The organism is Shewanella glacialimarina (assembly GCF_020511155.1).
GTDB lineage: Bacteria > Pseudomonadota > Gammaproteobacteria > Enterobacterales > Shewanellaceae > Shewanella > Shewanella glacialimarina.
On sequence record NZ_CP041216.1, the window covers coordinates 3,606,164 to 3,629,565 of the forward strand.

General features: G+C 41.7%; 22 protein-coding genes. 14 read left to right on the plus strand and 8 right to left on the minus strand.

Annotated elements, in window-relative coordinates:
- The first annotated feature begins 31 nt into the window (after positions 1-31).
- The 4 genes from def (at position 32) to pepN (ending at position 5,358) form a co-directional block, all read left to right on the plus strand.
- On the plus strand, positions 32-544 hold the full coding sequence (gene def / locus FJ709_RS15790; protein ID WP_226410969.1) for a peptide deformylase: 513 nt from the start codon (positions 32-34) through the stop codon (positions 542-544).
- A gap of 54 nt (positions 545-598) precedes the next feature.
- Entirely contained in the window at positions 599-1,990 is a 1,392-nt protein-coding gene (locus FJ709_RS15795; RefSeq protein ID WP_226410970.1) for a COG3014 family protein, read from the plus strand.
- Between the two features lie 27 nt (positions 1,991-2,017).
- Entirely contained in the window at positions 2,018-2,611 is a 594-nt protein-coding gene (gene lpoB, locus FJ709_RS15800) for a penicillin-binding protein activator LpoB (RefSeq protein ID WP_226410971.1), read from the plus strand.
- A 164-nt stretch (positions 2,612-2,775) separates the two neighbouring features.
- Positions 2,776-5,358 carry an aminopeptidase N gene (gene pepN, locus FJ709_RS15805; RefSeq protein WP_226416019.1) on the plus strand — a complete coding sequence of 861 codons (2,583 nt, stop codon included), beginning with the start codon at positions 2,776-2,778 and terminating at the stop codon, positions 5,356-5,358.
- 79 nt (positions 5,359-5,437) lie between these two features.
- Here pepN and FJ709_RS15810 read toward each other — a convergent pair whose 3' ends face one another.
- Complete coding sequence (locus FJ709_RS15810) at positions 5,438-6,589, minus strand: endonuclease/exonuclease/phosphatase family protein (protein ID WP_226410972.1); 1,152 nt, start codon at positions 6,587-6,589, stop codon at positions 5,438-5,440.
- Between the two features lie 178 nt (positions 6,590-6,767).
- On the opposite strand from FJ709_RS15810, the gene FJ709_RS15815 reads away from it, so the two are divergent.
- The 4 genes from FJ709_RS15815 to FJ709_RS15830 all read left to right on the plus strand — a co-directional run bounded on the left by FJ709_RS15815 (position 6,768) and on the right by FJ709_RS15830 (position 10,402).
- The gene (locus FJ709_RS15815) at positions 6,768-8,138 is read left to right on the plus strand and encodes a DUF4397 domain-containing protein (protein WP_226410973.1); all 1,371 of its coding nucleotides are present in this window, start codon (positions 6,768-6,770) and stop codon (positions 8,136-8,138) included.
- A gap of 161 nt (positions 8,139-8,299) precedes the next feature.
- On the plus strand, positions 8,300-8,782 hold the full coding sequence (locus FJ709_RS15820; protein WP_226410974.1) for a CIA30 family protein: 483 nt from the start codon (positions 8,300-8,302) through the stop codon (positions 8,780-8,782).
- Between the two features lie 18 nt (positions 8,783-8,800).
- Complete coding sequence (locus FJ709_RS15825; RefSeq protein WP_226410975.1) at positions 8,801-9,397, plus strand: HAD family hydrolase; 597 nt, start codon at positions 8,801-8,803, stop codon at positions 9,395-9,397.
- 117 nt (positions 9,398-9,514) lie between these two features.
- On the plus strand, positions 9,515-10,402 hold the full coding sequence (locus tag FJ709_RS15830) for an IS982 family transposase (protein ID WP_226410976.1): 888 nt from the start codon (positions 9,515-9,517) through the stop codon (positions 10,400-10,402).
- Between the two features lie 16 nt (positions 10,403-10,418).
- Here the strand turns inward: FJ709_RS15830 and FJ709_RS15835 are convergent, their stop codons facing one another.
- Positions 10,419-11,090: a nitroreductase family protein gene (locus FJ709_RS15835; protein ID WP_226410977.1), complete on the minus strand. Its 672-nt coding sequence runs from the start codon at positions 11,088-11,090 to the stop codon at positions 10,419-10,421.
- Positions 11,091-11,253: 163 nt separating this feature from the next.
- Here FJ709_RS15835 and FJ709_RS15840 point away from each other — a divergent pair, with 163 nt between their 5' ends.
- Both FJ709_RS15840 and FJ709_RS15845 read left to right on the plus strand, forming a co-directional pair.
- Positions 11,254-11,925 (plus strand): Rossmann-fold NAD(P)-binding domain-containing protein, encoded by a 672-nt coding sequence (locus tag FJ709_RS15840; protein ID WP_226410978.1) that lies wholly within the window; start codon positions 11,254-11,256, stop codon positions 11,923-11,925.
- A 133-nt stretch (positions 11,926-12,058) separates the two neighbouring features.
- Positions 12,059-12,235, plus strand: coding sequence for a helix-turn-helix domain-containing protein (locus tag FJ709_RS15845; protein WP_188840795.1), 177 nt, complete (start codon positions 12,059-12,061; stop codon positions 12,233-12,235).
- A 131-nt stretch (positions 12,236-12,366) separates the two neighbouring features.
- Here the strand turns inward: FJ709_RS15845 and nqrF are convergent, their stop codons facing one another.
- The 6 genes from nqrF to FJ709_RS15875 all read right to left on the minus strand — a co-directional run bounded on the left by nqrF (position 12,367) and on the right by FJ709_RS15875 (position 18,232).
- On the minus strand, positions 12,367-13,584 hold the full coding sequence (gene nqrF / locus FJ709_RS15850) for an NADH:ubiquinone reductase (Na(+)-transporting) subunit F (RefSeq protein ID WP_226410979.1): 1,218 nt from the start codon (positions 13,582-13,584) through the stop codon (positions 12,367-12,369).
- 65 nt (positions 13,585-13,649) lie between these two features.
- Positions 13,650-14,258 carry an NADH:ubiquinone reductase (Na(+)-transporting) subunit E gene (nqrE, locus tag FJ709_RS15855; protein WP_226410980.1) on the minus strand — a complete coding sequence of 203 codons (609 nt, stop codon included), beginning with the start codon at positions 14,256-14,258 and terminating at the stop codon, positions 13,650-13,652.
- A 2-nt stretch (positions 14,259-14,260) separates the two neighbouring features.
- Entirely contained in the window at positions 14,261-14,881 is a 621-nt protein-coding gene (locus tag FJ709_RS15860) for an NADH:ubiquinone reductase (Na(+)-transporting) subunit D (RefSeq protein ID WP_226410981.1), read from the minus strand.
- Positions 14,882-15,652 carry a Na(+)-translocating NADH-quinone reductase subunit C gene (locus FJ709_RS15865; RefSeq protein ID WP_226410982.1) on the minus strand — a complete coding sequence of 257 codons (771 nt, stop codon included), beginning with the start codon at positions 15,650-15,652 and terminating at the stop codon, positions 14,882-14,884.
- A complete protein-coding gene (locus FJ709_RS15870; RefSeq protein ID WP_226410983.1) occupies positions 15,642-16,856 on the minus strand; it encodes an NADH:ubiquinone reductase (Na(+)-transporting) subunit B in 1,215 nt (404 codons plus the stop codon). The genes FJ709_RS15865 and FJ709_RS15870 overlap by 11 nt, the downstream gene beginning before the upstream one ends.
- Complete coding sequence (locus FJ709_RS15875) at positions 16,856-18,232, minus strand: Na(+)-translocating NADH-quinone reductase subunit A (RefSeq protein ID WP_226416020.1); 1,377 nt, start codon at positions 18,230-18,232, stop codon at positions 16,856-16,858. The genes FJ709_RS15870 and FJ709_RS15875 overlap by 1 nt, the downstream gene beginning before the upstream one ends.
- Positions 18,233-18,703: 471 nt before the next feature.
- Between FJ709_RS15875 and FJ709_RS15880 the strand changes: the two genes are divergently transcribed.
- From FJ709_RS15880 to FJ709_RS15895, 4 genes are all read left to right on the plus strand, one after another.
- Complete coding sequence (locus FJ709_RS15880; RefSeq protein WP_226410984.1) at positions 18,704-19,051, plus strand: metalloregulator ArsR/SmtB family transcription factor; 348 nt, start codon at positions 18,704-18,706, stop codon at positions 19,049-19,051.
- A 111-nt stretch (positions 19,052-19,162) separates the two neighbouring features.
- Positions 19,163-20,179: an ArsJ-associated glyceraldehyde-3-phosphate dehydrogenase gene (locus FJ709_RS15885; RefSeq protein WP_226410985.1), complete on the plus strand. Its 1,017-nt coding sequence runs from the start codon at positions 19,163-19,165 to the stop codon at positions 20,177-20,179.
- Positions 20,180-20,367: 188 nt separating this feature from the next.
- The gene (gene arsJ, locus FJ709_RS15890; RefSeq protein ID WP_226410986.1) at positions 20,368-21,585 is read left to right on the plus strand and encodes an organoarsenical effux MFS transporter ArsJ; all 1,218 of its coding nucleotides are present in this window, start codon (positions 20,368-20,370) and stop codon (positions 21,583-21,585) included.
- 241 nt (positions 21,586-21,826) lie between these two features.
- On the plus strand, positions 21,827-22,837 hold the full coding sequence (locus FJ709_RS15895; RefSeq protein ID WP_226410987.1) for a substrate-binding domain-containing protein: 1,011 nt from the start codon (positions 21,827-21,829) through the stop codon (positions 22,835-22,837).
- Positions 22,838-23,402 lie beyond the last annotated feature (565 nt).

The window sequence follows — 23,402 nt, forward strand, 5'->3', positions numbered from 1 at the left end:
CATTAACGAGTATTATCTGCAAAGGATGTTTATGCCTGATGCTATTTTATTGCCAATAGCTGTTACGGGGGAAAATATTTTAACCATAACAGCTGAAAAAGTGACCCTATTTGATCAGTCTATTCAATTATTAGCCGCCAATATGCTGGCAACCATGACGGCTGCAAACGGGGTAGGTATTGCCGCACCACAGGTTTTTAGCACTATAGCGATGTTTATTATGGCCTCAAGACCTAATGAACGTTATCCCACCGCACCAACTATGACCCCTATTGTGGTAATTAACCCGACTATATTGGCCGCCTCTGAGTTGATGGAATCTGCCGATGAAGGTTGTCTATCTATACCAGGGCAGCGAATTAATATTTGGCGTCATGCGGATATTAAAGTGCAATATCAACAACTAAATGGTAATTTGGTGACTCAAAATTTAACTGGGTTTATTGCGCGTATTTTTCAACATGAATTTGACCATCTTCAGGGCATTACCTTGCTTGAGCGAAGCCTAATGAGCGAACAAACTAAGCAAAATGCGTATATTTAAATCTACGTTAGCGTTTAAAATTTTCAATGGGTCACTTAACAGCAAGGATAATGAATGAAACTGAATGCTTTCTTGATACCACGTTCAACCATTATCAGTATCTTGATGTGTTTGACTCTATCAGGCTGTGCGTTCAACAGTATATTCATTAATTATCCATCACAAATAACCCCTTACAAACAACAAATCAACAGCCCTAGCCCATCACTTGACCTTGATGATATTGCTAATGAAATCGACTCTAATGACGGCTTACTATATGCACAGGAATCTGGACGTTTAGCGCAAATCAATGGCAGTTTTGAACAAAGTAAACACTATTACCAACAAGCGATAGAAGCTTATAAAGCCTTTGATGATAAAGCTAAAATCAGCGTCACTGACATGGGCTCCAAAGCCAGTAGTTTATTATTAAACGATAATGCTATTCCCTATCGCGGCCCAGGCTATGAACGGATTATGCTGCACCAGTACCAAGCCTTAAACTACCTGTTTTCAGGTGATTCACAGGGCGCAATGGTAGAATTAAGACGCAGTAATGAATTGCAAAGCAGTGAGCAAGCTCGCTACCAAAAGTCACAAAAATCAGTCCAGGCGATGGCAAACGGCACAATAGACGCTGAAGTAAACAAGTTAGGCCAATCAGCCGGAACAGTAACCAGCTCATTTTTAAATGCATACAGTTATTACACCACAGGTTTGCTTTACGAATTACTCGGTGAGCCCAACGACGCCTATATTGATTACCGTAAAGCAGCTCAAATATCACCTAATAATAAATACTTACAACAGGATTTAGTTAGACTGGCTAAGCAACTTTCGATGCAACAATATGACGACTTTTCACGCCGTTGGGGCGATGCAGTTTTAGCCACCCCAAAACAAGGCCAAGTGGTGTTTTTGATTGAGCGTGGTTTTGTGCCTGAAAAGCAAAGTCTGACCGTACCCTTTACCATCGATGGTAACTGGCAAACCGTGTCACTGGCGACATATCAACCTGCAATGAATAATAGCGCGCCGGTCTCTATTCAGGGACTTGGCAGCGCCCTTAAAGCTGAAACGATAGCCAATATTGACGCGCTGGCAATTAATGCGTTAAAAGAAGACTTACCCGCAGCATTGTTGAGGCAGGCGCTAAGGGTTTATGCTAAAGCTGAAATGGCACAAAGCGTACGCAGTGAAAGTAAGCGCCGTAACGACCAAATTGATGCTGGCGTGATTGCAATGCAAATTTTTAATGTCATTACAGAACAAGCTGATCGCAGAAGCTGGTTAACCCTGCCTAATCAGGCACAAATTGCTCGACAATATGTTGACCCAGGCGAGTATGAAATTAGCCTAGGTCATACACAAAATACTAAAATTGAGATTAAATCAGATAAAACTACATTAATTTGGGTTATAGATACTGGTAATCGTACCCGTTTTTATTCGATAATCCTGTAATTGCACCACCAACTTATGGAATTGATTATGAAACCAATGAAACTAATATTTGTTCTTGCCGCAGTGTTGGGGTTAGCCGCTTGTCAATCCAAAGTGGAATATGGCGACGCTACAGAAGTCGAAACCGTTAACGAAAACTTCGGCTCTACTGATTTACAAGCTATTGCGGCTAAAATGGTTGATAGCATGATGACCTTTCCACCGGTTGTGGTGATGACTCAAAATAACCGTCCAATTATTTTTGTCGACAAAATTAAAAACAAAACCTCTGAACATATCGATACTGAGTCAGTCACCGATACCATTAGCAACAAGTTACTTCGCTCTGGTAAGTTTCGTTTTATTGACATGACCAAGGTAGATGCCGTTCGCAAACAGCTCGATTATCAAAACAATGCGGGTATGGTTGACCCAACTACAGCGATTAAGTTTGGTCGCCAAATTGGTGCGCAGTTTATGCTTTATGGCAACTTATCTAGCATAGTTAAGCAAGATGGCAGCACCAAAGATGTGTACTACAAAATGACCATGCGTTTAATGGACTTGGAAACAGGTTTAATTGAATGGTCTGATGAAAAAGAAATTCGTAAAACTAAGTCTAAGTCTTTCTTAGGTATGTAAAATTTAATTTATATATTATTAAAGCCGACATTCGTGTCGGCTTTCTTATATTTGCAACAACTTTTGCTGTGCAACGTTAGGAAAACCATTAAGTGAAATTGCGACACGCCTTTATAGTAAAACTACTCGGTATTTGTGTATCAGCCACGGCAATAACCGGCTGTATGAATACATCGTCAACAACCGCCAGTCTTCGAGACGGCTCGCCTTTTATTAGTGAGTATCAAGCCAGTGAACGCGCTCGGGTGATCAGCAATGTTGACTATCAACTAACCTTTTTTCTAAGTGAACAAAGTCAATTTCGCGCCATATCCACTGTTAATTTCGAATTAAATGGCACAGCAAAAAATCTAACCTTAGATTTAAACCAAGCTAATATCATCTCTATGATAGTTAATGGTTCAAAAATCTACCCTAAATACAATGGCAGCTATATCACTTTAAGCCCGTCGCTGCTGCAATCAGGGCAAAACACTATTGCCATTGAGTTCACTCGCGAGCACAGTACTAATGGTGAAGGGTTACATCGCTTTGTTGACCCGGTAGATGGCAAAGTCTATTTGTACTCGCATTTTGAACCGGCTGCAGCGCAGCAGATGTTCGCCTTATTTGACCAACCCGATTTAAAAGCCAGTTTCCAGCTTAACGTTCATGCCCCCAAAGATTGGCAAGTGATAAGTGCAATGCGCGAAAGCAGCATTAGCGCACAAGGTAATGATAATGTATGGGTATTTCCCGCATCACCTAAGTTAAGCCCATATAACTTTTCATTACATGCTGGCCCATATCATGTATGGCAAGATGATACTGGCCCATACCCGATGCGGTTATTCTCTCGTCAGTCGGTCACTGAGCAAGTCACACCTGAAGACTGGTTTACCTATACCAAACAAGGGTTATACTTTTTTGATCGTTATTTTGGCATCCCTTACCCATTCAAAAAGTACGATCAAGTCCTAGTACCTGACTTTTTATATGGTGCAATGGAAAATGCTGCAGCGATAACCTTTTCTGAAGATAGATTCTTATTTAACGCTAAAATGACCGCCTCGCAAAAAGAGCGCCTCGCAGGCGTTATCATGCATGAAATGGCACACCAATGGTTTGGTGATTTGGTCACCATGAAATGGTGGAATGGATTATGGTTAAATGAAAGTTTTGCAGCCTTTATGGGCACACTTGCCACAGCTGAAGCGACTGAATTCACCCATGCCTGGCGTACCTTTTATGCATCAGGCAAGCAACGCGCTTATGAGTTAGATTCACTGGTAACCACCCACCCGATTGAAGTGCCTGTAGCCACAACTCAAAATGCTTTTGATAATATCGATGCGATTACGTACCAAAAAGGCGCATCAACGTTAAATCAATTAAGTCATTTACTCGGTAAAGAAATCTTCCGCCAAGGGGTTAAGCAGTACCTTACCGAATTCAGTTATCAAAATGCCCAACTAGATGACTTTATCGGTAGCTTAGCTAAAGCCAGTAACCGTGATCTAAGTCAGTGGACTCAAGAATGGTTATACAAAGCAGGCGTTAACAGTATTAAAGCTGAATACACCTGTGCCAACGGCATGATTAGCGACTTCCAACTGGTTCAGCGCGCGGTAAGCGATGAGTTTCCAACATTACGCGAACAAAAAGTTAAAATTGGCTTATTTTATCAACGCCAACATGGCGTTGAAGAACATCAAACCGCTGTGGTCACCTACAAAGGTGCACGCACTGACGTCAGCGAATTGGTAGGCGCATATTGTCCTGATTTAGTCTATCCAAACCTAGATGACTGGGGCTTTGTAAAAGTTGATTTAGACCAACGCTCGATGAATACTGCCAAACAAGCACTCAATAAAGTGCACGATCCTCTATTGCGTTCAATGTTATGGCAAAGCATGTGGGACAGTGTTTTAGATGGTCAGGCCCCGTTAAATGATTTCATTAATGTAGCATTAATTAATGCGCCACTTGAGCAAGATTATACCATTTTAGGTCAAGTGATTAGTAACTTACTGCGCGCCAAAGAAATGCTCGATTTAATGGCTCCCGCCAATAAACAGTATGCAGATAAAGTCAGTCGAGCACTAAGTCAGATGAGCTTACGCATGACAATGGAGCATCATAAAAATAGTGACTTCCAACGTCGTTGGTTCTCCGCATACGTTAGCTTATCAACCCAGTCAGATCCGTTAAAGCACTTACAGCAACTGTTAACCGGTACCACTAAAGTAAAAGGCTTAGTGTTAGATCAAGATTTACGTTGGGATATCATTAGGCAACTTAATCGCTTTGATTACGGCAACGCCTATGCATTACTCCAACGTGAAAAAATGACCGACACATCTGATTCAGGTGAAAAAGCCGCCCTTGCTGCTGAGGTTATTCGCCCTCAAGCACACCTTAAACGCCAATGGTTAAATACCATTGAACATAGCCAAGCCGTGCCGTTTTCTAAACTGCGGGTAGCCATGTTTAGCCTTTATCCTGCCGAGCAAAATTTACTCAGTGCCGCTACAGCAGAGCAGCGATTAGCCAACTTAATTGAGTTAGATAAAAAAGGCCCGGTATTTATGCGCAGTTATACTCAGGCGTTAATTCCACGAGCCTGCTCAATTGATAACATTACTATGATAGATCAAGTGCTTAATACTGAAACAGGCTTATCAAAACTCACTCGTCGCGCCTTATTAGAGACCCGTCAAAATGAGTATCGTTGCATTAATATTAAGCAATTAGTCAAACCTCTGTAACCCAAGCTTGTTAATAACAAAGCTTATCAATAAAAATGGCCAGCAATTTTGCTGGCCATTTTCATTTTATAATAAGCCACTAACGTAAGCTAAAGGTCATCATTACTGGTGCATGGTCAGTACTGTCGCTGTCGCGTTCATAATCCGGTCGCACTAAATGACGATCAAATGTTTGGTATTGCTCAATGTGGGCTAAATTTTTCAATTGTTTAGGATCAAACTCACTCGACACCAAAATATAATCTAAAACTGAGCCTTCACTGCCGTAATAATGAGTTGCTGGGCGTGATATCGGCAGCTGAATATCAGTATCTTTTACTGATTCAAATTCATCTAACGCTAAGCTAGCATTTGATTTAGTCGTCGCTTTAAATAATTCATAACTGTCGTAAATTCGAAATTGATTCAGCTCAGCGAGTAATTGTTGCTCGCTCAAACCGGCAAGTTTTTTATCGTCAATATCATTACGATACACGCGTAAACTTTGATGAAATGCGGCAAGTAAATCACTGTGTAATTTATCGTTAAAATCCCCCATCAACACAAAAGGAGTGTGTTTTTGATGTTTGCGGATCAACATCTGATGGCACAGAAATGTCGCTTCATTGCCACGCTGAATACTTGACGCCCAACGCCCTAACACTTGTCTTGATATAAAATCGGCGGCGCCCGAAGCACCGCTATCAGCTAGGTCATCCTTATCAAAGCCACTTCGCTTGGATTTTAAATGGATCACATAACAATCACAGGGGCCAAACTGCGGCAACTCTACCGTGGCACGCAGTGGCAAGCGGCTAAAATTAAATTGTGACAGACCTAATGCCTGACAAGCTGCCTGATCAGCCTCAACATTGGCCATCTCAGTAATTGGATAACGTGATGCTAATGCCACTACCGGATGGCGATAAACATAGTCACTTTGCACTTCTGGCTCATCTAATACTGCAAAGTAGTCATAGCCTAATTGATGACATAATGCTTTTAAAGCATCAGGGCTAAAAACCTCTTGAAAACCAATAATGTCTGGTTGGTTTTGTTGAATAAAATCACTGATCCAGGCGCATTTTTTACGCCATTGTTCAGTGGAGTAAATATTTTCAAAATCATAGTAGGCATTAGGTGGCGCAATAAAGTTAAATAGATTTATCGATGCGACACTATATTGAATTAAGGCAGCAGGGGAAGATAACAAATTAGTTGAGTTCTTTAGTTCCATAATGACAAACATCATAGGCGTAAACCCTGAATGTCTCAATAACTTAAAAAAACATATATAATATTAAATTAAAAATCATACACTTAAATAAATAAAGCAAATTAAATCGCCTTAATTGTTATTTTTTTGTGAACCAATAAAAAAATCACCCCGTATAGAAAATTCGTCATCTAACCCTATGAGGAATTACAAAATGAAACGGATTTATCCCTTTGCGTTGTGCGTGTCACTTGTTGGACTAACAGCTTGTTCTGATGATGATAACGACGTCGTCGAAGTCACACCACCAGAGCCAGTTGCCACATCACATGTGCGTGTAATCCATGCCGGTAGCGACGCACCTAAGGTTAATGTCACTGCAAATGGTGCTGAGTTACTTGCCGGTGTCGACTACGCTATGTCCAGTGGTTTACTTGAAGTGACCTCTGCTACCTATAACATTGATGTTGACGCAATTCTTGCTGACGGCACGACAACAACAGTATTAGAAGCAGAATTAGTTGCAGCAGATATGATCGAATACACAGCAGTTGCATTAGGCAAAGTTGCTGATGGCAGCCTTGCAGTAAAACTTATTCAAAACCCAATGGCCGATATTGCCACTGGTTATGCTCGGGTACAGGTGCTTCATGCTACACCTTCTGTAGGTTTAGTTGATGTTTATGTAACAGCTCCTGATGCAGATATTAGCAATGTATCGCCAACGCTATCAGCTAATTACATGGACGCCAGCCCACAGCTTGAAGTAGCAGCAGGTGACTATCAAATTAGAATCACAGCGGCTGGCATGAAAGATGTCGCATATGACTCAGGCACAGTTGCCTTAGGCGATATGCAAGATTACTTTATCAGCGCGATCCCAAATACCTGGTCAGGTTCATCTCCTGTTGCATTGCATGTTGCGTTAACTGAAGGCCAAGCAATACTTAATGATGTTAACAGTGGTGCAGACCTGCGTGTCGTACATGCTGTAGCGGATGCTCCTGCCGTTGATGTATTTTTAGATGGCGCAACAACACCCGCTGTTGATATGTTAGCGTTTGGTGAGATAACGGGTTACTTGAATGTACCCGAAGGCGCGCATACAGTAACAGTTGCCGCTGATGCTGATAACGCTGTAGTGGTAATAGATAATGCAGCTGTAGATTTAGCCTTAGGCATGAGCTATAGCACTTTAGCGATTGGCTCGTTAACCAACAACGCTATTGAACCATTGGTATTAATGGACTCAACACGTCGAGTGGCAACTGAAGCTAAACTCACAGTAACCCACGCAGCCTATTCTGCACCTGAGGTCGATATTTACCTGACCGCATCGGCAGACATTAGTGAAGCGACTCCAGCCCTAGAAGATGTTCCATTTAAAGCATCATCAGGCAGCATCAGTGTTGTTCCAGGTACTTACACTATTAGTGTCACTGTAGCTAATACTAAAGATGTTGCTATTGGTCCATTAGAAGTAACATTAGATGCCTCTGGTGTTTATGGCGTTGCCGCAGTTGATAATATTGGTGGCGGTGCACCATTTGGAGTGATCCTTTTAGATGACTTCACCGTAATGTAATTTGTTATACCCATTTAATCTCCGTAAACCCTTTACGGCTTATCTTTAACCCGGATAAGCCGTTTTTTTATAATGGGGCATATTCAATGTTCAAGTTATTAACTATATTGATATTCGTACTAGGATGTTTTGCAAGTCAATTAGCCATAGGGAAAACTAAGGTGGAATTACAATTTGCCGATAGCCATCATATTAAGTCTATTAACATTAACAATGACACAGTAATGGGTGGGTTATCATCTAGCCATGTGAGTAAGTCGAAACAGTCCGTTGATTTTTCCGGCTTAGTCTCATTAGACAATAACGGCGGATTTGCTTCAGTTGAGTTCGTCTTATTAACGGAACTTGAACAGGCAAGCGTGTGTAAGTTAATTGTTAAAGGTGACGGTAAGCGTTATCAACTGCGCTTTAAAACGGCCGACTTACAATATGGTGAAGCGTATATTGCCGAATTTACTACCCAGAAAGATCAAACAAGTGAGCATGTTTTTAAGGTCGATGACTTTAGAATTGGCTTTAGAGGACGAACAGTTCACAATGGTCCCGCATTAAACTTGGCAAAGGTTGAAAAAGTCGGCATTTTAATTGCGGACAAACAGCAAGGCCAATTTGATATCTCTTTACACTCAATTTCATTTCAGTAAATTAGGAGCATGCAGCAAATGATCCAAGGCATTATCTTTGATCTCGACGGTACCCTTGTAGAATCTAGCTTAGATTTCAGCCTTATTCGACAACAAATCGGCTGCCCTGATGATATCGATGTATTAAAACATGTGGAGTCACTGGGCTGTAAAGATCTGCAAGACAAGGCTAACCAGATCATTATTGAACATGAAAACCAGGATGCCCAGAGCGCTAAAGCTTTGGCTGGCATGGCTGTACTGCTTAGTTTTATCGAACGGCAACAGATCCCCTGTGCCATTGTCACCCGCAATAGCAAGGCGGCGAGTGAACTAAAGCTCACCCAAAACAAGATTAATATTGGCACAGTACTGACTCGCGAATGCTATCCCGCAAAACCCGCACCTGATGCACTTATCGCTATAGCGACACAATGGCAAATTGAGCCCAAACATATTATGTATGTCGGTGATTATTTATATGATATCCAGGCCGCCAATAATGCCGGTATGATTGCCTGCTTTATTAATCATGGTATTGAGACACATTATCAACATTTATCCGATATTATCGTTCAAAGTCTCGATGAGCTATTAACCATCATCAAACAATATAGCTTAAAGAAAGCGCCTTAACAGGCGCGCAATTTATCCATAATTAATTAACCTGAACTCGGGATAAAAAATTGAACTAATCGCCCTCTTTGTGATCAGATCTTTCGACCAAGAAGGAACCAATCACGCAGAGGGCTTATGAATAATTTAGTGGATATATTTTGTGATGTCGATGATTTTTGTACTGTATTTATCCCACAATGGAGAAAGCAGTGCTTAACAGATGGTACGCGTAAACGCCAACGCCAGAGCAGGATGGATATGAGTGAAATAATGACTATTATCATACTCTTCCATACGTCTCACCATCATGATTTCAAAAATTATTACACTGGATATCTTGCTCGATTCTTTAAATCAGACTTTCCCAACTTACTCAGCTATACCCGTTTTCTTGAATTAATGCCGACAACAGTCGTACCACTATGCAGTTATTTTTCCAGCATCAGAAGTCTACCGACGGGGATAGAGTTCGTTGATTCAACCAGCGTAAAGGTCTGCCATAATTTGCGAATTCCTCGATATAAAACCTTATCAGGCCTTGCTCGTCGCGGAAAAGGGACCATGGGGTGGTTCTACGGGTTCAAGCTTCACCTCATCGTTAACCATAAAGGCGGTATTGTTGCTGCCAAAATAACAGCTGCCAATATGCATGATACTCAGCCTGTTTCAGGGATGGTGGTGAACGCAATGGATAAACTGTATGCGGATAAAGGCTATATCAGCAAAGCGTTGGCAAGCGACTTACTTGAGAAAGGCGTGAGCTTGGTAAACAATGTTCGCAAGAACATGAAAAATAAGGTTTTATCACTGTGGGATAGAGCCATGCTTTCAAGACGATTTATTATAGAAACCATCAATGACCAGCTTAAAAACATCTCACAAATCGAGCATTCGAGACACAGAAGTGTGCATGGTTTCATGCTGAATATGATTGGTGGTTTAATCGCTTATCAACTCAAAGAGAGTAAGCCACAACTCAATATCACAGATGTCGATTTCAATGCGATTTCTGTTATGGCTTAAACCGATCTCAGGTTAATTAGATAAAATCACATATTTCAGCTAACGATTTTTTATCTAAAGCATGGGTCGGCACTGTCGCATCTTCTGCAGGATAACCAGCAACAATTAACATGTAAGGTCGTTCATTATCATTATCGCGACCGCATATTTTAGAGAGAAAACTCATCGGCTTAGGCGTGTGGGTTAATGTACCAAGCCCTGCATGATGTAACGCTTGAATTAAAAAACCTATCGCAATACCTACAGATTCATGCACATAGTAATTACTCTTTTGCTCATTTTCTTCTTGCTTACGTTTTTGGCTAAAAATAGCAATTAACCAAGGCGCATGTTCTAAGTAAGGCTTATTGGCATTGGTCCCCAAAGGCTTTAATGCATCTAACCATTCCTCACCTGCGCGACCAGCATAAAAGGCTTGCTCTAGTGCTTCTGCCTGCTGGCGAATTTGCGCTTTTATATCGGGGCTTTGAATTGCTACAAAATGCCAAGGCTGATGATTAGCGCCGTTAGGCGCTGTGCCTGCGGCTAAAATACATTGTTCAATGATTGCTTGGGGCACCGCACGGTTTGAAAACTTTCGAATAGAATGTCTACGCTTAACCTCACCATAATTTTTTTCAGCCCGATGAAGCATCTCATCCTGCGGATATTCTATAAAGTCGCTCAGTGGCAAATGCTCGTCTGACATTGTCGTTCCTTGAGTAATGATAAAAATCGCGTTATTAAAAAATACTATGCCACATCAATACTCACCTAAAAAGAAAATTGTTATTGTCATAGCAATCCATGTATTGCAACTCTTCCATTAGCTGGATACAGTGCTGTAATGATTTTTATATGGATATAACATAATGATAGCAGCCATCATAGGTGCAACCGGACTGGTCGGAAAGTCTTTACTAGAGTTGTTATTAGATAGCGATAAATATCAAAAAATATATGTTTTAGGGCGATCACAACCGCACATTACTGCGCATCACTTTGGTGAAGAAAAACTGCATTATTTGGCATGTGAACTGGACGAGCTACATGAAATGAGCTTACCTGAACCTATCGATCATGGTTTTTGCTGTTTGGGCACCACGATTAAACAGGCGGGAAGCCAACAGGCGTTTATTGAAGTGGATAAATTAGGTGTATTGGCTTTTGCTAAACTGCTTAAGCGCCAATCACACTCAAGGTTAGTACTTCAGGTCATCAGCGCCTTAGGGGCAAATCTTCACTCTAGTGTGTTCTATAATCGTGTCAAAGGTGAAATGGAACAGGAGTTATGTCAATTACAGTTGCCACATGTACAAATTTTTCAACCTAGTTTACTCATTGGCGAACGAGCAGACAGTCGTACATTGGAACAACTTGGTCAGTGGTTGTTCAGATTAACCGGTTTTTTGTTTATCGGATCACTTAAAAAGTACAAACCTATCGATGGACTGCAGGTTGCACTGGCCATGTTCGATTCAGCACAACAGGCCTCTAAATCGGTTAGCATTATTGATAACTATGCTATGCATAATCACCATTGAGGCTGTTTATAATAAATTGAAGCTGTACATAATAAACAGTGAAAACTAATAATTTACTCAAGATTGTCTATACTGTTACGAAAGCAAAAAATATAAAGTAAAACATGAACACTCAATAACTTTGGAGATAGCAATGAGCGATAAATTACTCACCCTTGAAGAAGTCTGTAAAATTTTAGATAAAAGCCCAGCCACTATTAAGCGCTATGCCAGAGAGAATTTGTTATCGAGTCATCAAGATGGCGATGAACTGACGTTTCCAGAGGGAGAAGTGATGCGTTATTTAGACTTCTCAAAACGCCTAGGCTAGTTTTTACCCTGACGGTTAGACTCACTATCATGCTAAATGTCAGGCTAAATATCAGGCGAAGAGATAACCAGTTGCTAAAAAAGGGAAAGCTATGTTTTCCCTTTTTACCATATTAACTAGCCTAAAACAGTTTAATCACCAAAGTCATCCAGTAAAATATTTTCAGCTTCAACCCCTAAACTTTCAAGCATACCAATGACAGAAGAGTTCATAATTGGCGGGCCGCACATATAGAACTCACAATCTTCCGGTGCTTTGTGATTTTTAAGATAATTTTCAAATAACACATTATGAATAAAGCCAGTGTAACCGGTCCAATTATCCGCAGGTAGTGGATCAGATAACGCCACATGCCATTCAAAATTATCATTTTCAGCCGCTAACATATCAAAATCTTCCTGGTAGAAAATTTCACGTTTAGAGCGAGCGCCGTACCAAAAAGTCATTTTACGATCGGTTTTAACCCGTTTTAATTGATTAAAAATATGCGATCGCATTGGCGCCATACCCGCACCGCCACCGACAAATACCATTTCAGCATCGGTTTCTTTAACGAAAAACTCACCAAATGGGCCAGAAATAATCACCTTGTCACCGGCTTTTAAATTAAAAATATACGATGACATTTTACCCGGTGGTAAACCTTCCGACGGTGGCGTAGCAATACGCACATTGAGCATTATACGGCCTTTCTCATCTGGGTAATTCGCCATTGAATAAGCGCGTAATACCTCTTCATCAACCTTTGACACTAGCTTGAATAAATCGTATTTTTCCCAATCATCACGGTATTCAGCAGGAATATCAAAATCGGCATAGCGAACTTCATGCGCTGGCGCTTCAATTTGAATATAACCGCCCGCTTTAAATAGGACTTCTTCACCGTCAGGTATTTTAAGTAATAGCTCTTTAATAAAGGTCGCTTGGTTATTGTTAGAGATAACCTCACATTGCCATTTTTTAACACCAAAGATTTCTTCATCGACCTCAAGTTCCATATCACTGCGCACAGCAACTTGGCAGGCTAAACGACAGCCTTCTTTGGCTTCTTTTTTTGTAATATGGTCAAGTTCAGTGGCCAGAATATCACCGCCACCCGACTTCACTTTTACCCGACATTGACCACATGTTCCACCACCGCCACACGCTGATGGAATAAAAATCTGATTACCTGCTAATGCGGCAAGTAATTTATCACCCGCAGGAGTGCGCACGGTTTTAGACGCATCATCATTAATACTGATGGTTACTGCGCCTGTGTTCACTAACTTACTTTTGGCGACTAAAATCACCATGACTAACAGGCTTACTACTATGGTAAACATGCCAATACCAATTGCCATTTCCATTAAATGCACCTTCTTATTAATCTGTCATTCTGCTGTGAGGAATTCATACTCTGCTTCCCAATGCCTTACAGCGTAATGCCAGCGAAAGACATAAAACCTAATGCCATCAAACCCGTGGTAATAAAGGTAATCCCAATACCTTGCAAACCTTCAGGAATAGCGTTGAACTTCATCCGCTCACGCAGCCCAGCTAATAGCACAATTGCCACCGCCCAACCCACCGAGCTGCCCGCGGCAAACACGATTGATTCAGTTAAGTTGTAATCACGGTTAGCCATAAAGATAACCCCGGCAAAAATGGCACAGTTGACCGTTAGCAAAGGCAAGAAAATCCCTAGGCTTTGATACAGGGTTGGAATGTATCTTTCTAAGAACATTTCTAAAATTTGCACTAATGCGGCTATCACACCAATAAAGGTAATGAGCTGTAAATAGCTGATATCTAAGTCAGCCATTCCAGCCCAGGCTAACGCGCCAGGGGCCAGTACATTGACATAAATCAGTTGATTAATCGGCACTGCTAACATCATTACCACAATGACTGCGATACCTAGGCCAAATGATGTGGACACTTTCTTCGATACCGCTAAAAACGTACACATACCCAAGAAGAATGACAGCGCCATATTGTCGATAAAGGCTGCTTGGATAAATAAATTAATATAATGTTCCATGATTATCCTCGCTTACTTTGAACAACGTTAATCGCCCAAATCATCACGCCAATTAAGAAAAATGCACTGGGCGGTAAAGTGAACATTTCGTTAGGTAAATACCAACCACCGTTCGCTACTGTGGTCAATATTTCATGACCAAACAATGAACCACGTCCTAACAGTTCACGCACAAAGGCAACACCAAGCAGAATAACGCCGTAGCCAATGGCATTGCCTACCGCATCGACAAACGCAAGATGCGGTGGGTACTTCATCGCAAATGCTTCAGCGCGGCCCATAATGATACAGTTGGTAATGATTAAGCTGACAAATACCGATAACTGTTTCGACAGTTCATAGGCGACATCTTGCAGCACCATATCAACGATGATCACTAATGACGCGATAACGGTCATTTGAGCGATAATTCGCACACTGTTGGGAATAAAGTTGCGAATGGTTGAAATAATCACATTGGAAAAAACCAACACAAACGTTACCGCTAAAGTCATCACCAATGCGGTTTGCATTGAGTTACTGACCGCCAACGCTGAACATACCCCTAACACCTGCATAGCTACTGGGTTATTGGCAAAAATCGGCGAAGTTAATATGTCTTTTGTTGAAGTTGACCGACTCATTTACTTCTCCTCCGCTTTAGCAAAACGGTGAAGAAATGTTTGGTATCCTTCAACGCCAAACCAAAACTCAACCGCTTTTTGTATGCCAACACCAGTACGTGTTGCACCAGAAACACCATCAACACCATGTACATCACCAGCTTTGGCGCCGCCTTTGACAACCTTAATCGCTATCTTACCTTTGGCGTCAAACAGCTTCTTACCTTGCCATAGCGATGTCCAATCTGGATCAGTTACAAAATCGGCAATACCGGGTGTTTCACCGTGTTCATAAAACACAATATTCTTAATGGTATTAAGATCAGGTTCGACCGCCAAATAGCCATACATCATCGACCACAAACCTTTACCGTAAATAGGCATCACAATGCTGGTTAACTCGCCTTGGGCATCGAACACCTCAAAAATACGTATTTGATCGGCACGGCTTTTAATTTTGGCGGTATCTTTTTTCGGCTTACTAGAGGTTTCTGGATTAATCGCCGCCATACGGCTATCAAAATCTAACAGATTCTCCTGTTCGATATACTCACCGCTTTCTAAGTCGACCAATTTAGGCTGTACACGCGTTGTAAACAACTCTCTAAAGTCGGCAGAACTATTGGCAATACCAGCCGCGTTTAATACAAACTGCTTCACTTCATCACGTTTTTTAACTAACTTTCTTTCTTTTAAAATTTCGGCAGTGCCGGTGATCATAAAAGAACACACTAAACTCAAACTAATAATGAAAACCATGGTTCCCATCACCGAATCTTTTTTAAAGGCCATGGCGTTTTAGTCTCCGTTTGATGTTGGCTCTCGCCACCAGATAATCGAATAACGGTGCCCATAAGTTGGCAAATAAAATGGCTAACATAATGCCCTCTGGTAACTTGACGTTGAGCACTCGGATCAATACCGTCATAAAGCCAATCAGAGCGCCATAAGCATATTTGCCATTGCGAGTATAAGAGGCAGTTACTGGGTCGGTAGCCATAAACATCATCCCCATAGCAAAACCGCCAGTGACCAGATGCCATGTCCACGGCATAGTAGCCATGGCATTTTTAGCCGGGCCAAAGAGGTTAAATATAATTGCGGTGGCAATCATACCCAACATCACCCCAGCAACCACTCGCCAGTCAGCCACTCGGGTCATCAGCAAAATGCCGCCACCCAGTAATATCGCTAAGGCACTGGTTTCACCAATCGATCCCACAGTGAAGCCAAAGAAAGCATCCCACCATAGCGGATCACTTAATGCCCCAATCCAACTTACATCAGCAAAGCTGAGTTTATTGGCCGCTGCAAGCCCTAAGGTTGTCGCCCCTGAATAGCCATCTACCGCAACAAACTGGCTTATTGCAGCTACTTCTGTTGGATAGGCGAAATAAATAAACGCATAACCTGCTAAGGCAGGGTTTAAGAAGTTATATCCCATGCCGCCAAACATCTCTTTGGCAACAATAACCCCAAAACTGATGCCTATCGCCATAATCCACAGCGGGGTAGAAACAGGCAGGATAAGTGAAAATAGTAACGCGGTAATAAAGAAGCCTTCATGTAGCTCTTGACCACGCATTCTGGAAAAAATCACTTCCCAAAATAGGTTAACGGTCAATGCAGTAAGATAAAAAGGCACATAAAAACTGGCGCCATAGGCAAATAAACTTAATATGCCAGACTCAGCAGTTAGGCCTGAAAATAGCATATTGAAAATGGCTAAATGCCAAGTATCAGGTGCACTGGCGCCTTCAATAATAGCCAGTTGGGCTTGTAGGCCAATGTTGTACATACCAAAAAATAATGCTGGCAATAAACACATGCCTACAATATGCATGGTACGTTTTACATCAATGGCGTCACGCACATGAACCTGCCCTTTTGTGCTACGACCGTGGGCAATCCATAAAGACCGTAAGTACTTGCGCATCGAATCGCCGTGCTCATAATACTTGTCTTGGGTCGACGGTTTCTTAATAGGCTTACTCATTAACCTTCCCTCTCGATAATATCTAGGCAAGCACGTAATTCTTTACCAAAGTCATACTTTCCAGGACAAACAAAGGTACATAACGCGAGATCTTCTTCATCTAATTCCAACGCCCCTAAAAGCTGCGCTTCATCGGTATCACGTACCACTAAATCACGAATAAGTAAGGTGGGGAGAATATCTAAAGGCATCACACGGGCAAGCTGGCCAAACGCCATCATCGCGCGGGCTGAACCACCTGCATGGGTGGTAAAGTCGAATAATTTTTTGGTACGGCTAAAGCCCGACATCATGATGCCAGTGAGACTAAATTTGTCTTGATCGTTTCGCACCCAAGGCAGTAATTCATGTTTGTCATCTTCAGACAGCACACAAATCTGGTTATGAAAACGACCTAGGTAATCGTAGCTAACCTCTGCAGTGTGGCCATTTAGCACGCTGCCAGACACTATGCGTGAACGAACATCCTTAATTTTACCCGCCACAATCGGACTTAATTGAGCACCTAATTGGGTGCGAACCAAACGCGGTTCAAGCACATTAGGGCCCGAAAAAGCCACCACTCGGTCGGTATACAGTTCACCATTTAAAAATAACTTACCGAAGGCAATAACGTCTTGATAGCCCAAATGCCACACAGGGCGCTCTATGCTTGCTGGCAGAATAAAATGAATGTGAGTACCCACTAACCCAGTAGGGTGAACACCATTAAATTGATGAATAGACACCTTAGACAATTTAGTGGTGATATCGTGCTTCAATAAGGGCGCGTTATCATCCTGGCACAGGTACACTTTGCCTTCGGTTAAATAGGTAAGCACTTGCAAACCTGCAATAAAAGCCTCTGTTTGCTCAGCAATAATAATGCGAGGGTCAGCGGCAAGCGGATTACTGTCCATTGCCGTAACAAAAATACCCGCTGGTTGACTGTCCAATTGCGGTACCCGCGAAAATGGCCGGGTACGTAATGCGGTCCACAGGCCACTATCGACAAGGTTATCAACCACAAGTTGGCGATTTAGCTGATTAAAGTCATCATAACGCGCAAAGCTTTTAGCTTGTTGCTGATCATCACACTCAATCACAACCGCCTGTAAAACGCGTTTTTCGCCACGATGAATTGCGCTAACCTTGCCGCTAGCAGGAGCTGTAAATTTTAGCCCAGGGGTTTTCTTGTCTTCAAACAGCGCTTGCCCTTTAATAACAATGTCACCCACCTCAACTAACATGGTCGGTTTTAATCCGACATATTCTTCACCTAATAAAGCCACTGTTGTGACTTTTTCACCGTCAAACACTTGTTGAATAGGCAGACCCATAATAGGTACATCCAAGCCGCGTTTAATGGTTATTATCTGGTTTGAAACCCCTGCCATTATCATCACCATCAATAAAAATTCGATGAGCAATTTTAAATCTTTGTAAACGCTAATGTATGAAGCAAGATCACACTAATGAGGTATTCGGTAATTTTAAAACATGATATCCGGCAGCTATTGTGAAGCAGATCACTACAAGGAAGGCTAAGCACAAACAAATGTTATTTTTACTACAAAAATAATATTTGATGTTAGCGCTTAAGTAAGAGCTTAAGTAAGCGCTTGAAACTAGACATGACTAAAATGGCATAAAAAGTCTATATATAAGTTAGCTAGCATGCTTAAAAAATACTAAACACACATACTCCAATAAAACATATATAAATTTATATATATCAAATTCTGTATATAAGATAATATTCCATAAGACACTTTAGAGCCAAATCAGATATTCAATGACTTACCAATATTTGGGTCGAGCAACTGAAAATATCAATCTCTTTATATGAATAAAACCTAAGGCTAACAATGATTAACCCAACTCAATTTTTTAAATGTTTAGCCGACGAGACGCGACTGCGTTGCTTAATGCTTATTCAACATGAAGGGGAATTATGTGTTTGCGAGTTGACCGAAGCATTACAAGAAATTCAACCCAAAATTTCACGAAATCTAGCTCAACTACGTAAATGTGGTCTCCTAATCGATCGCCGTCAAGGTCAATGGGTGTTTTACCGTATTAATGCTGATTTACCCACATGGAGCCAGTTAGTATTAAGCGAAACAACTCACCACAATGCACTGTTTCTAGAAGAAAACCTCAGTAATCTATGCCGAATGGGCGGACGTCCTGAACGTCTAAAAGCTTGCTGTTAATCGCTAAATAAAATGAATTGACCCAAACAAACGTTCACCATACAAAGATCAACTAACCCTAATACAAAACGCCAATACCTCATTAAAATAGTAAGTTTAAAGGATACTCACATGACAATTAAAATCGGAATTAATGGCTTTGGCCGCATGGGACGTTTAGCGCTTAGAGTAGCTTGGCAGTGGGATGATGTTGAATTTGTCCAAATCAATGACCCCGCCGGAGACACTGCCACCTTAGCCCATTTACTCACATTTGACTCAGTTCACGGTCGTTGGCAACACGAGGCCAATGCCGAAGCAGATGATATGGTGATAAACGGTAAACGCATTGCCTGTACCCGCAACAAAACCATCAGCGAAACCGATTGGTCAAAATGTGATGTAGTGATTGAAGCCTCAGGAAAAATGAAAACCAAAGAAGTACTGCAAGCTTATTTAGATCAAGGTGTAAAGCGCGTAGTAGTCACCGCCCCAGTTAAAGAAGACGGTGTATTAAACATCGTAATGGGCGTAAATCATCAGCTTTATGACAAGGCAATTCATTCAATTGTCACTGCCGCTTCTTGCACCACTAACTGCTTAGCGCCCATTGTCAAAGTCATTCATGAAAACATAGGTATAGTGCATGGGTCTATGACAACGATTCACGACATTACCAACACCCAAACCATTCTCGATGCACCACATAAAGATCTTCGCCGTGCACGAGCCTGTGGCTTAAGTCTTATTCCTACCACTACAGGTTCAGCAACTGCGATTACCCATATTTTCCCTGAACTAAAGGGCAAGCTTAACGGTCATGCTGTGCGTATTCCGCTAGCCAATGCCTCATTAACCGATTGTGTGTTTGAGGTCAGTCGCCCAACCACAGAAGCAGAAGTGAATAGCTTATTTAAAGCCGCAGCCGAAGGGCCTTTAAAAGATATTCTAGGCTATGAAGAACGCCCTTTAGTGTCGGTCGATTATAAAACCGATCCACGTTCGAGCATCATTGACGCGCTATCAACCATGATCATTAATGGCACTCAGGTTAAACTTTATGCTTGGTATGATAACGAATGGGGTTATGCAAATCGCGCCGCTGAACTCGCTCGTATGGTCGGCCAAATGGATAAAGCATCAGCTTAAATAGAGAGAACTCAATGGGACTTTTGACTCAATCGTGCCGCTGAAATCGCCCGTATGGTTGGCCAAATGGATAAAGCTTAAGCTTATATAAAGAGAACATAATGGGACTTTTGACTCAATCGTGCCGCTGAACTCGCCCGTATGGTTGGCCAAATGGATAAAACTTAAGCTTATATAAAGAGAACATAATGGGATTTTTGACAGGACTGTCGCCAGAAATTCGCCAATACCTGGTCGTTACGGGCAACTATTGGGCATTCACGTTGACCGATGGCGCCCTACGTATGTTAGTGGTGCTGTATTTTCATGGTTTGGGTTATAGCCCGCTAAATATTGCCATGCTGTTCCTTTTTTATGAGATTTTTGGGGTAGTCACTAACTTAATTGGCGGCTGGTTAGGCGCACGCTTAGGCCTTAATAAGACCATGAATATTGGTCTTTTTATGCAAATAGTTGCCCTTGGCATGCTATTAGTTCCCGCTGCAACGCTAACCATACCCTGGGTAATGGCGGCACAAGCTTTGTCTGGCATAGCCAAAGATCTCAATAAAATGAGCGCGAAAAGTAGCATCAAATTATTGGTGCCTACCGACGCACAAGGGCAACTGTATAAATGGGTTGCCATATTGACCGGATCAAAAAATGCCCTAAAGGGAGCGGGCTTCTTTTTAGGCGGCGCCTTACTGACACTATTGGGTTTTCAGTATGCGATTCTTTGCATGGCTGTTGGGTTATTGCTGGTGTGGATTTTCAGTCTATTCAACTTGAAGCGTGACTTAGGTAAAGCCAAAAACAAGCCTAAGTTCACTGAAATATTCTCAAAAAGTCAGGCGGTAAACACCCTTTCAGCGGCGCGACTGTTTTTATTTGGTGCACGCGATGTGTGGTTTGTGGTCGCCTTACCCGTTTACCTAGCGTCAACCTTCGGCTGGGATCACTGGTATGTCGGCGGCTTTCTGGCTCTTTGGGTCATAGCTTATGGTGTAGTACAAGCTTTTGCGCCCCGATTAACCGGTAAAAACCAAGGCAAAGTCCCCGATGGACGCAGCGCCTTAGGTTGGGCGGTTTTGCTCAGTGTGGTGCCAGCGTGTATTGCACTAGCAATAAGTTATGACTTTCATGCTGCCAATATACTTGTGGGCGGATTAATGCTTTTTGGCGCATTATTTGCCATCAACTCCTCGCTGCACAGTTATTTGATTGTCAGCTATGCCAGCGAAGATGGCGTGTCTTTAGATGTCGGCTTTTATTATATGGCCAATGCGATGGGACGTTTAATCGGCACAGTGCTGTCAGGTTGGGTTTATCAGCTATATGGTATGGCCGCTTGCTTGTGGATATCCGCTGTTTTTATTGCACTAGCCGCGCTTATTTCAGTCAAACTGCCAAGGCATCAGCAAGCGTAAATCATTTGCGAGGTAAGGTGAGATGAGATAATGCGTTATTTCATCTAACCTTAATAAACGTCTAATGCAGCTATTGCCATACTGACGCATAGAGTTCAAAACACAACAATATCGACAACAATATCGATTAGCCCACACGGATAGGTTCAGTAATACCGTTTCAGCTCGTATCTTTAAATGAATTTATTTGATATATATTGGTGTAAGCAGAGTGGCACTATAATTTATTTCAGGAGGGAGTGTGGGGAGATCATTTGTATTATTTGTTGCCTTTAGTCTAATACCCATATTTTCTGTCTATGGAAAAGAATTGAAACTTGCCGTGGTGCCTAAATTTCATAGTGTTTTTTTTGATCAAAGCAAAGCTGGCTGTATAGATGCTGCGGCTCAAATAAAAGGTGTGAAATGTATATATCGGGGACCAGATATAAGTAATGTTAGGATGCAAGATCAGGTAATAAATCAACTGATTGATGAAGGTATAGACGGTATTGCTGTCGCCGTTACACAATCTAAATATCTCGTTAAAAATAGCCTTAAGAGAGCTAAAGAAGCAGGTATTCCGGTTATTACCTATGACTCTGATATTGATGTTTCAGTCAACGAGGACACTAATAGTTTACGCCTAGCGTATATAGGCACTGACAATTTTGAATTGGGTAAGTCATTAGGTGAAGAGTTAAAAAAACTTCGCCCCAATGGGGGAACGCTAATAATGCAATCTGGGCGACCCGATTCTCCCAATCTGAATTTAAGACTGATGGGTGTCCGTTCCGCATTATCGGGAAAAAAATACGACGCACCTCCTGGAGAATTGCTTAATAACGATTCGGGATGGACAGAAGTTAGAGAGCCTTTCTTTAATTTTGATCAATTGGATCAATCTGTTAATCAAATGGAGTCTGTAATGAAAGGTAAGCCTGTAAAAGCAGACTCTTTTATTGCTGTTGGTGGTTGGCCGCAAAATGACCAAGCACTTTATCGTAAAATGATTGCCCCGTACCAGGAAAAAATTAATAACAACAAGGTCATCATTGTTATTACTGATACATCCTCTGAACAATTAACTATGTTGGAAGATCATCTTGTTCATATCAATATTGGTCAAAAACCCTATGAAATGGGAAGACAAGCCATTTTGACACTCTATAAGATTGTAACAGAACAAAAATATCAGAAAACCATTTACACACCTATCACTGTTTGCACACCAGAGAACGTTGATACATGTACCAAGATTACGGGATTGTAATCATTGCAGATAATCTAGCCCCACTAAATTTCTAAGCTGCTATCACTCTGGTGAGTGTAGCTAGACCAATACTTCATGGGGACTTATTGCCTGCCGCAGGAATGTTCAGGATGAAAGGAATGTCGTGATCACATGGATGTGAAAGAACGACCTTATGTGCAGATAATCCAGCGAGACGCCAGCTCTTGATTTTAAAATCAGCATCCATGTGGGCTTAACCAAAACATCCATGTTTTGGATACTCGCTGGCTCATCTGCACCCGAATTTTTGTTTCTTCGATTTAGCTTCATTGATGGCTGTAGCAAAAGCTAAATCAGAACAAGAGTTAACTTGTTTCCGAACTGAAGCGAGTTAGAGCTTATTTTTACAAAATTTAACTCTGACCAAACTAAATTTTAAAACTCAGTTAAATTTTCATTGGCGTCAAAAGTTGACTACAAGTGCAGATGATCCAGCGAGACGCCGCAAGCACATCCATGTGGGCTTAACCAAAACATCCTTGTTTTGGATACTCGCTGGCTCATCTGCACCCGCATTTTTATCTCTTCGATTTAGCTTCATTTG

What these genes read in the sequence shown, in the direction of transcription:
- def (WP_226410969.1), top strand. Translation starts at nt 32, where the DNA reads ATGCCTGATGCTATTTTATTGCCAATAGCTGTTACGGGGGAAAATATT.
- FJ709_RS15795 (WP_226410970.1), top strand. Translation starts at nt 599, where the DNA reads ATGAAACTGAATGCTTTCTTGATACCACGTTCAACCATTATCAGTATC.
- lpoB (WP_226410971.1), top strand. Translation starts at nt 2,018, where the DNA reads ATGAAACCAATGAAACTAATATTTGTTCTTGCCGCAGTGTTGGGGTTA.
- pepN (WP_226416019.1), top strand. Translation starts at nt 2,776, where the DNA reads ATGAATACATCGTCAACAACCGCCAGTCTTCGAGACGGCTCGCCTTTT.
- FJ709_RS15810 (WP_226410972.1), bottom strand. Translation starts at nt 6,589, where the DNA reads ATGATGTTTGTCATTATGGAACTAAAGAACTCAACTAATTTGTTATCT.
- FJ709_RS15815 (WP_226410973.1), top strand. Translation starts at nt 6,768, where the DNA reads ATGAAACGGATTTATCCCTTTGCGTTGTGCGTGTCACTTGTTGGACTA.
- FJ709_RS15825 (WP_226410975.1), top strand. Translation starts at nt 8,801, where the DNA reads ATGATCCAAGGCATTATCTTTGATCTCGACGGTACCCTTGTAGAATCT.
- FJ709_RS15830 (WP_226410976.1), top strand. Translation starts at nt 9,515, where the DNA reads ATGAATAATTTAGTGGATATATTTTGTGATGTCGATGATTTTTGTACT.
- FJ709_RS15835 (WP_226410977.1), bottom strand. Translation starts at nt 11,090, where the DNA reads ATGTCAGACGAGCATTTGCCACTGAGCGACTTTATAGAATATCCGCAG.
- FJ709_RS15840 (WP_226410978.1), top strand. Translation starts at nt 11,254, where the DNA reads ATGATAGCAGCCATCATAGGTGCAACCGGACTGGTCGGAAAGTCTTTA.
- FJ709_RS15845 (WP_188840795.1), top strand. Translation starts at nt 12,059, where the DNA reads ATGAGCGATAAATTACTCACCCTTGAAGAAGTCTGTAAAATTTTAGAT.
- nqrF (WP_226410979.1), bottom strand. Translation starts at nt 13,584, where the DNA reads ATGGAAATGGCAATTGGTATTGGCATGTTTACCATAGTAGTAAGCCTG.
- nqrE (WP_226410980.1), bottom strand. Translation starts at nt 14,258, where the DNA reads ATGGAACATTATATTAATTTATTTATCCAAGCAGCCTTTATCGACAAT.
- FJ709_RS15860 (WP_226410981.1), bottom strand. Translation starts at nt 14,881, where the DNA reads ATGAGTCGGTCAACTTCAACAAAAGACATATTAACTTCGCCGATTTTT.
- FJ709_RS15865 (WP_226410982.1), bottom strand. Translation starts at nt 15,652, where the DNA reads ATGGCCTTTAAAAAAGATTCGGTGATGGGAACCATGGTTTTCATTATT.
- FJ709_RS15870 (WP_226410983.1), bottom strand. Translation starts at nt 16,856, where the DNA reads ATGAGTAAGCCTATTAAGAAACCGTCGACCCAAGACAAGTATTATGAG.
- FJ709_RS15875 (WP_226416020.1), bottom strand. Translation starts at nt 18,232, where the DNA reads ATGGCAGGGGTTTCAAACCAGATAATAACCATTAAACGCGGCTTGGAT.
- FJ709_RS15880 (WP_226410984.1), top strand. Translation starts at nt 18,704, where the DNA reads ATGATTAACCCAACTCAATTTTTTAAATGTTTAGCCGACGAGACGCGA.
- FJ709_RS15885 (WP_226410985.1), top strand. Translation starts at nt 19,163, where the DNA reads ATGACAATTAAAATCGGAATTAATGGCTTTGGCCGCATGGGACGTTTA.
- arsJ (WP_226410986.1), top strand. Translation starts at nt 20,368, where the DNA reads ATGGGATTTTTGACAGGACTGTCGCCAGAAATTCGCCAATACCTGGTC.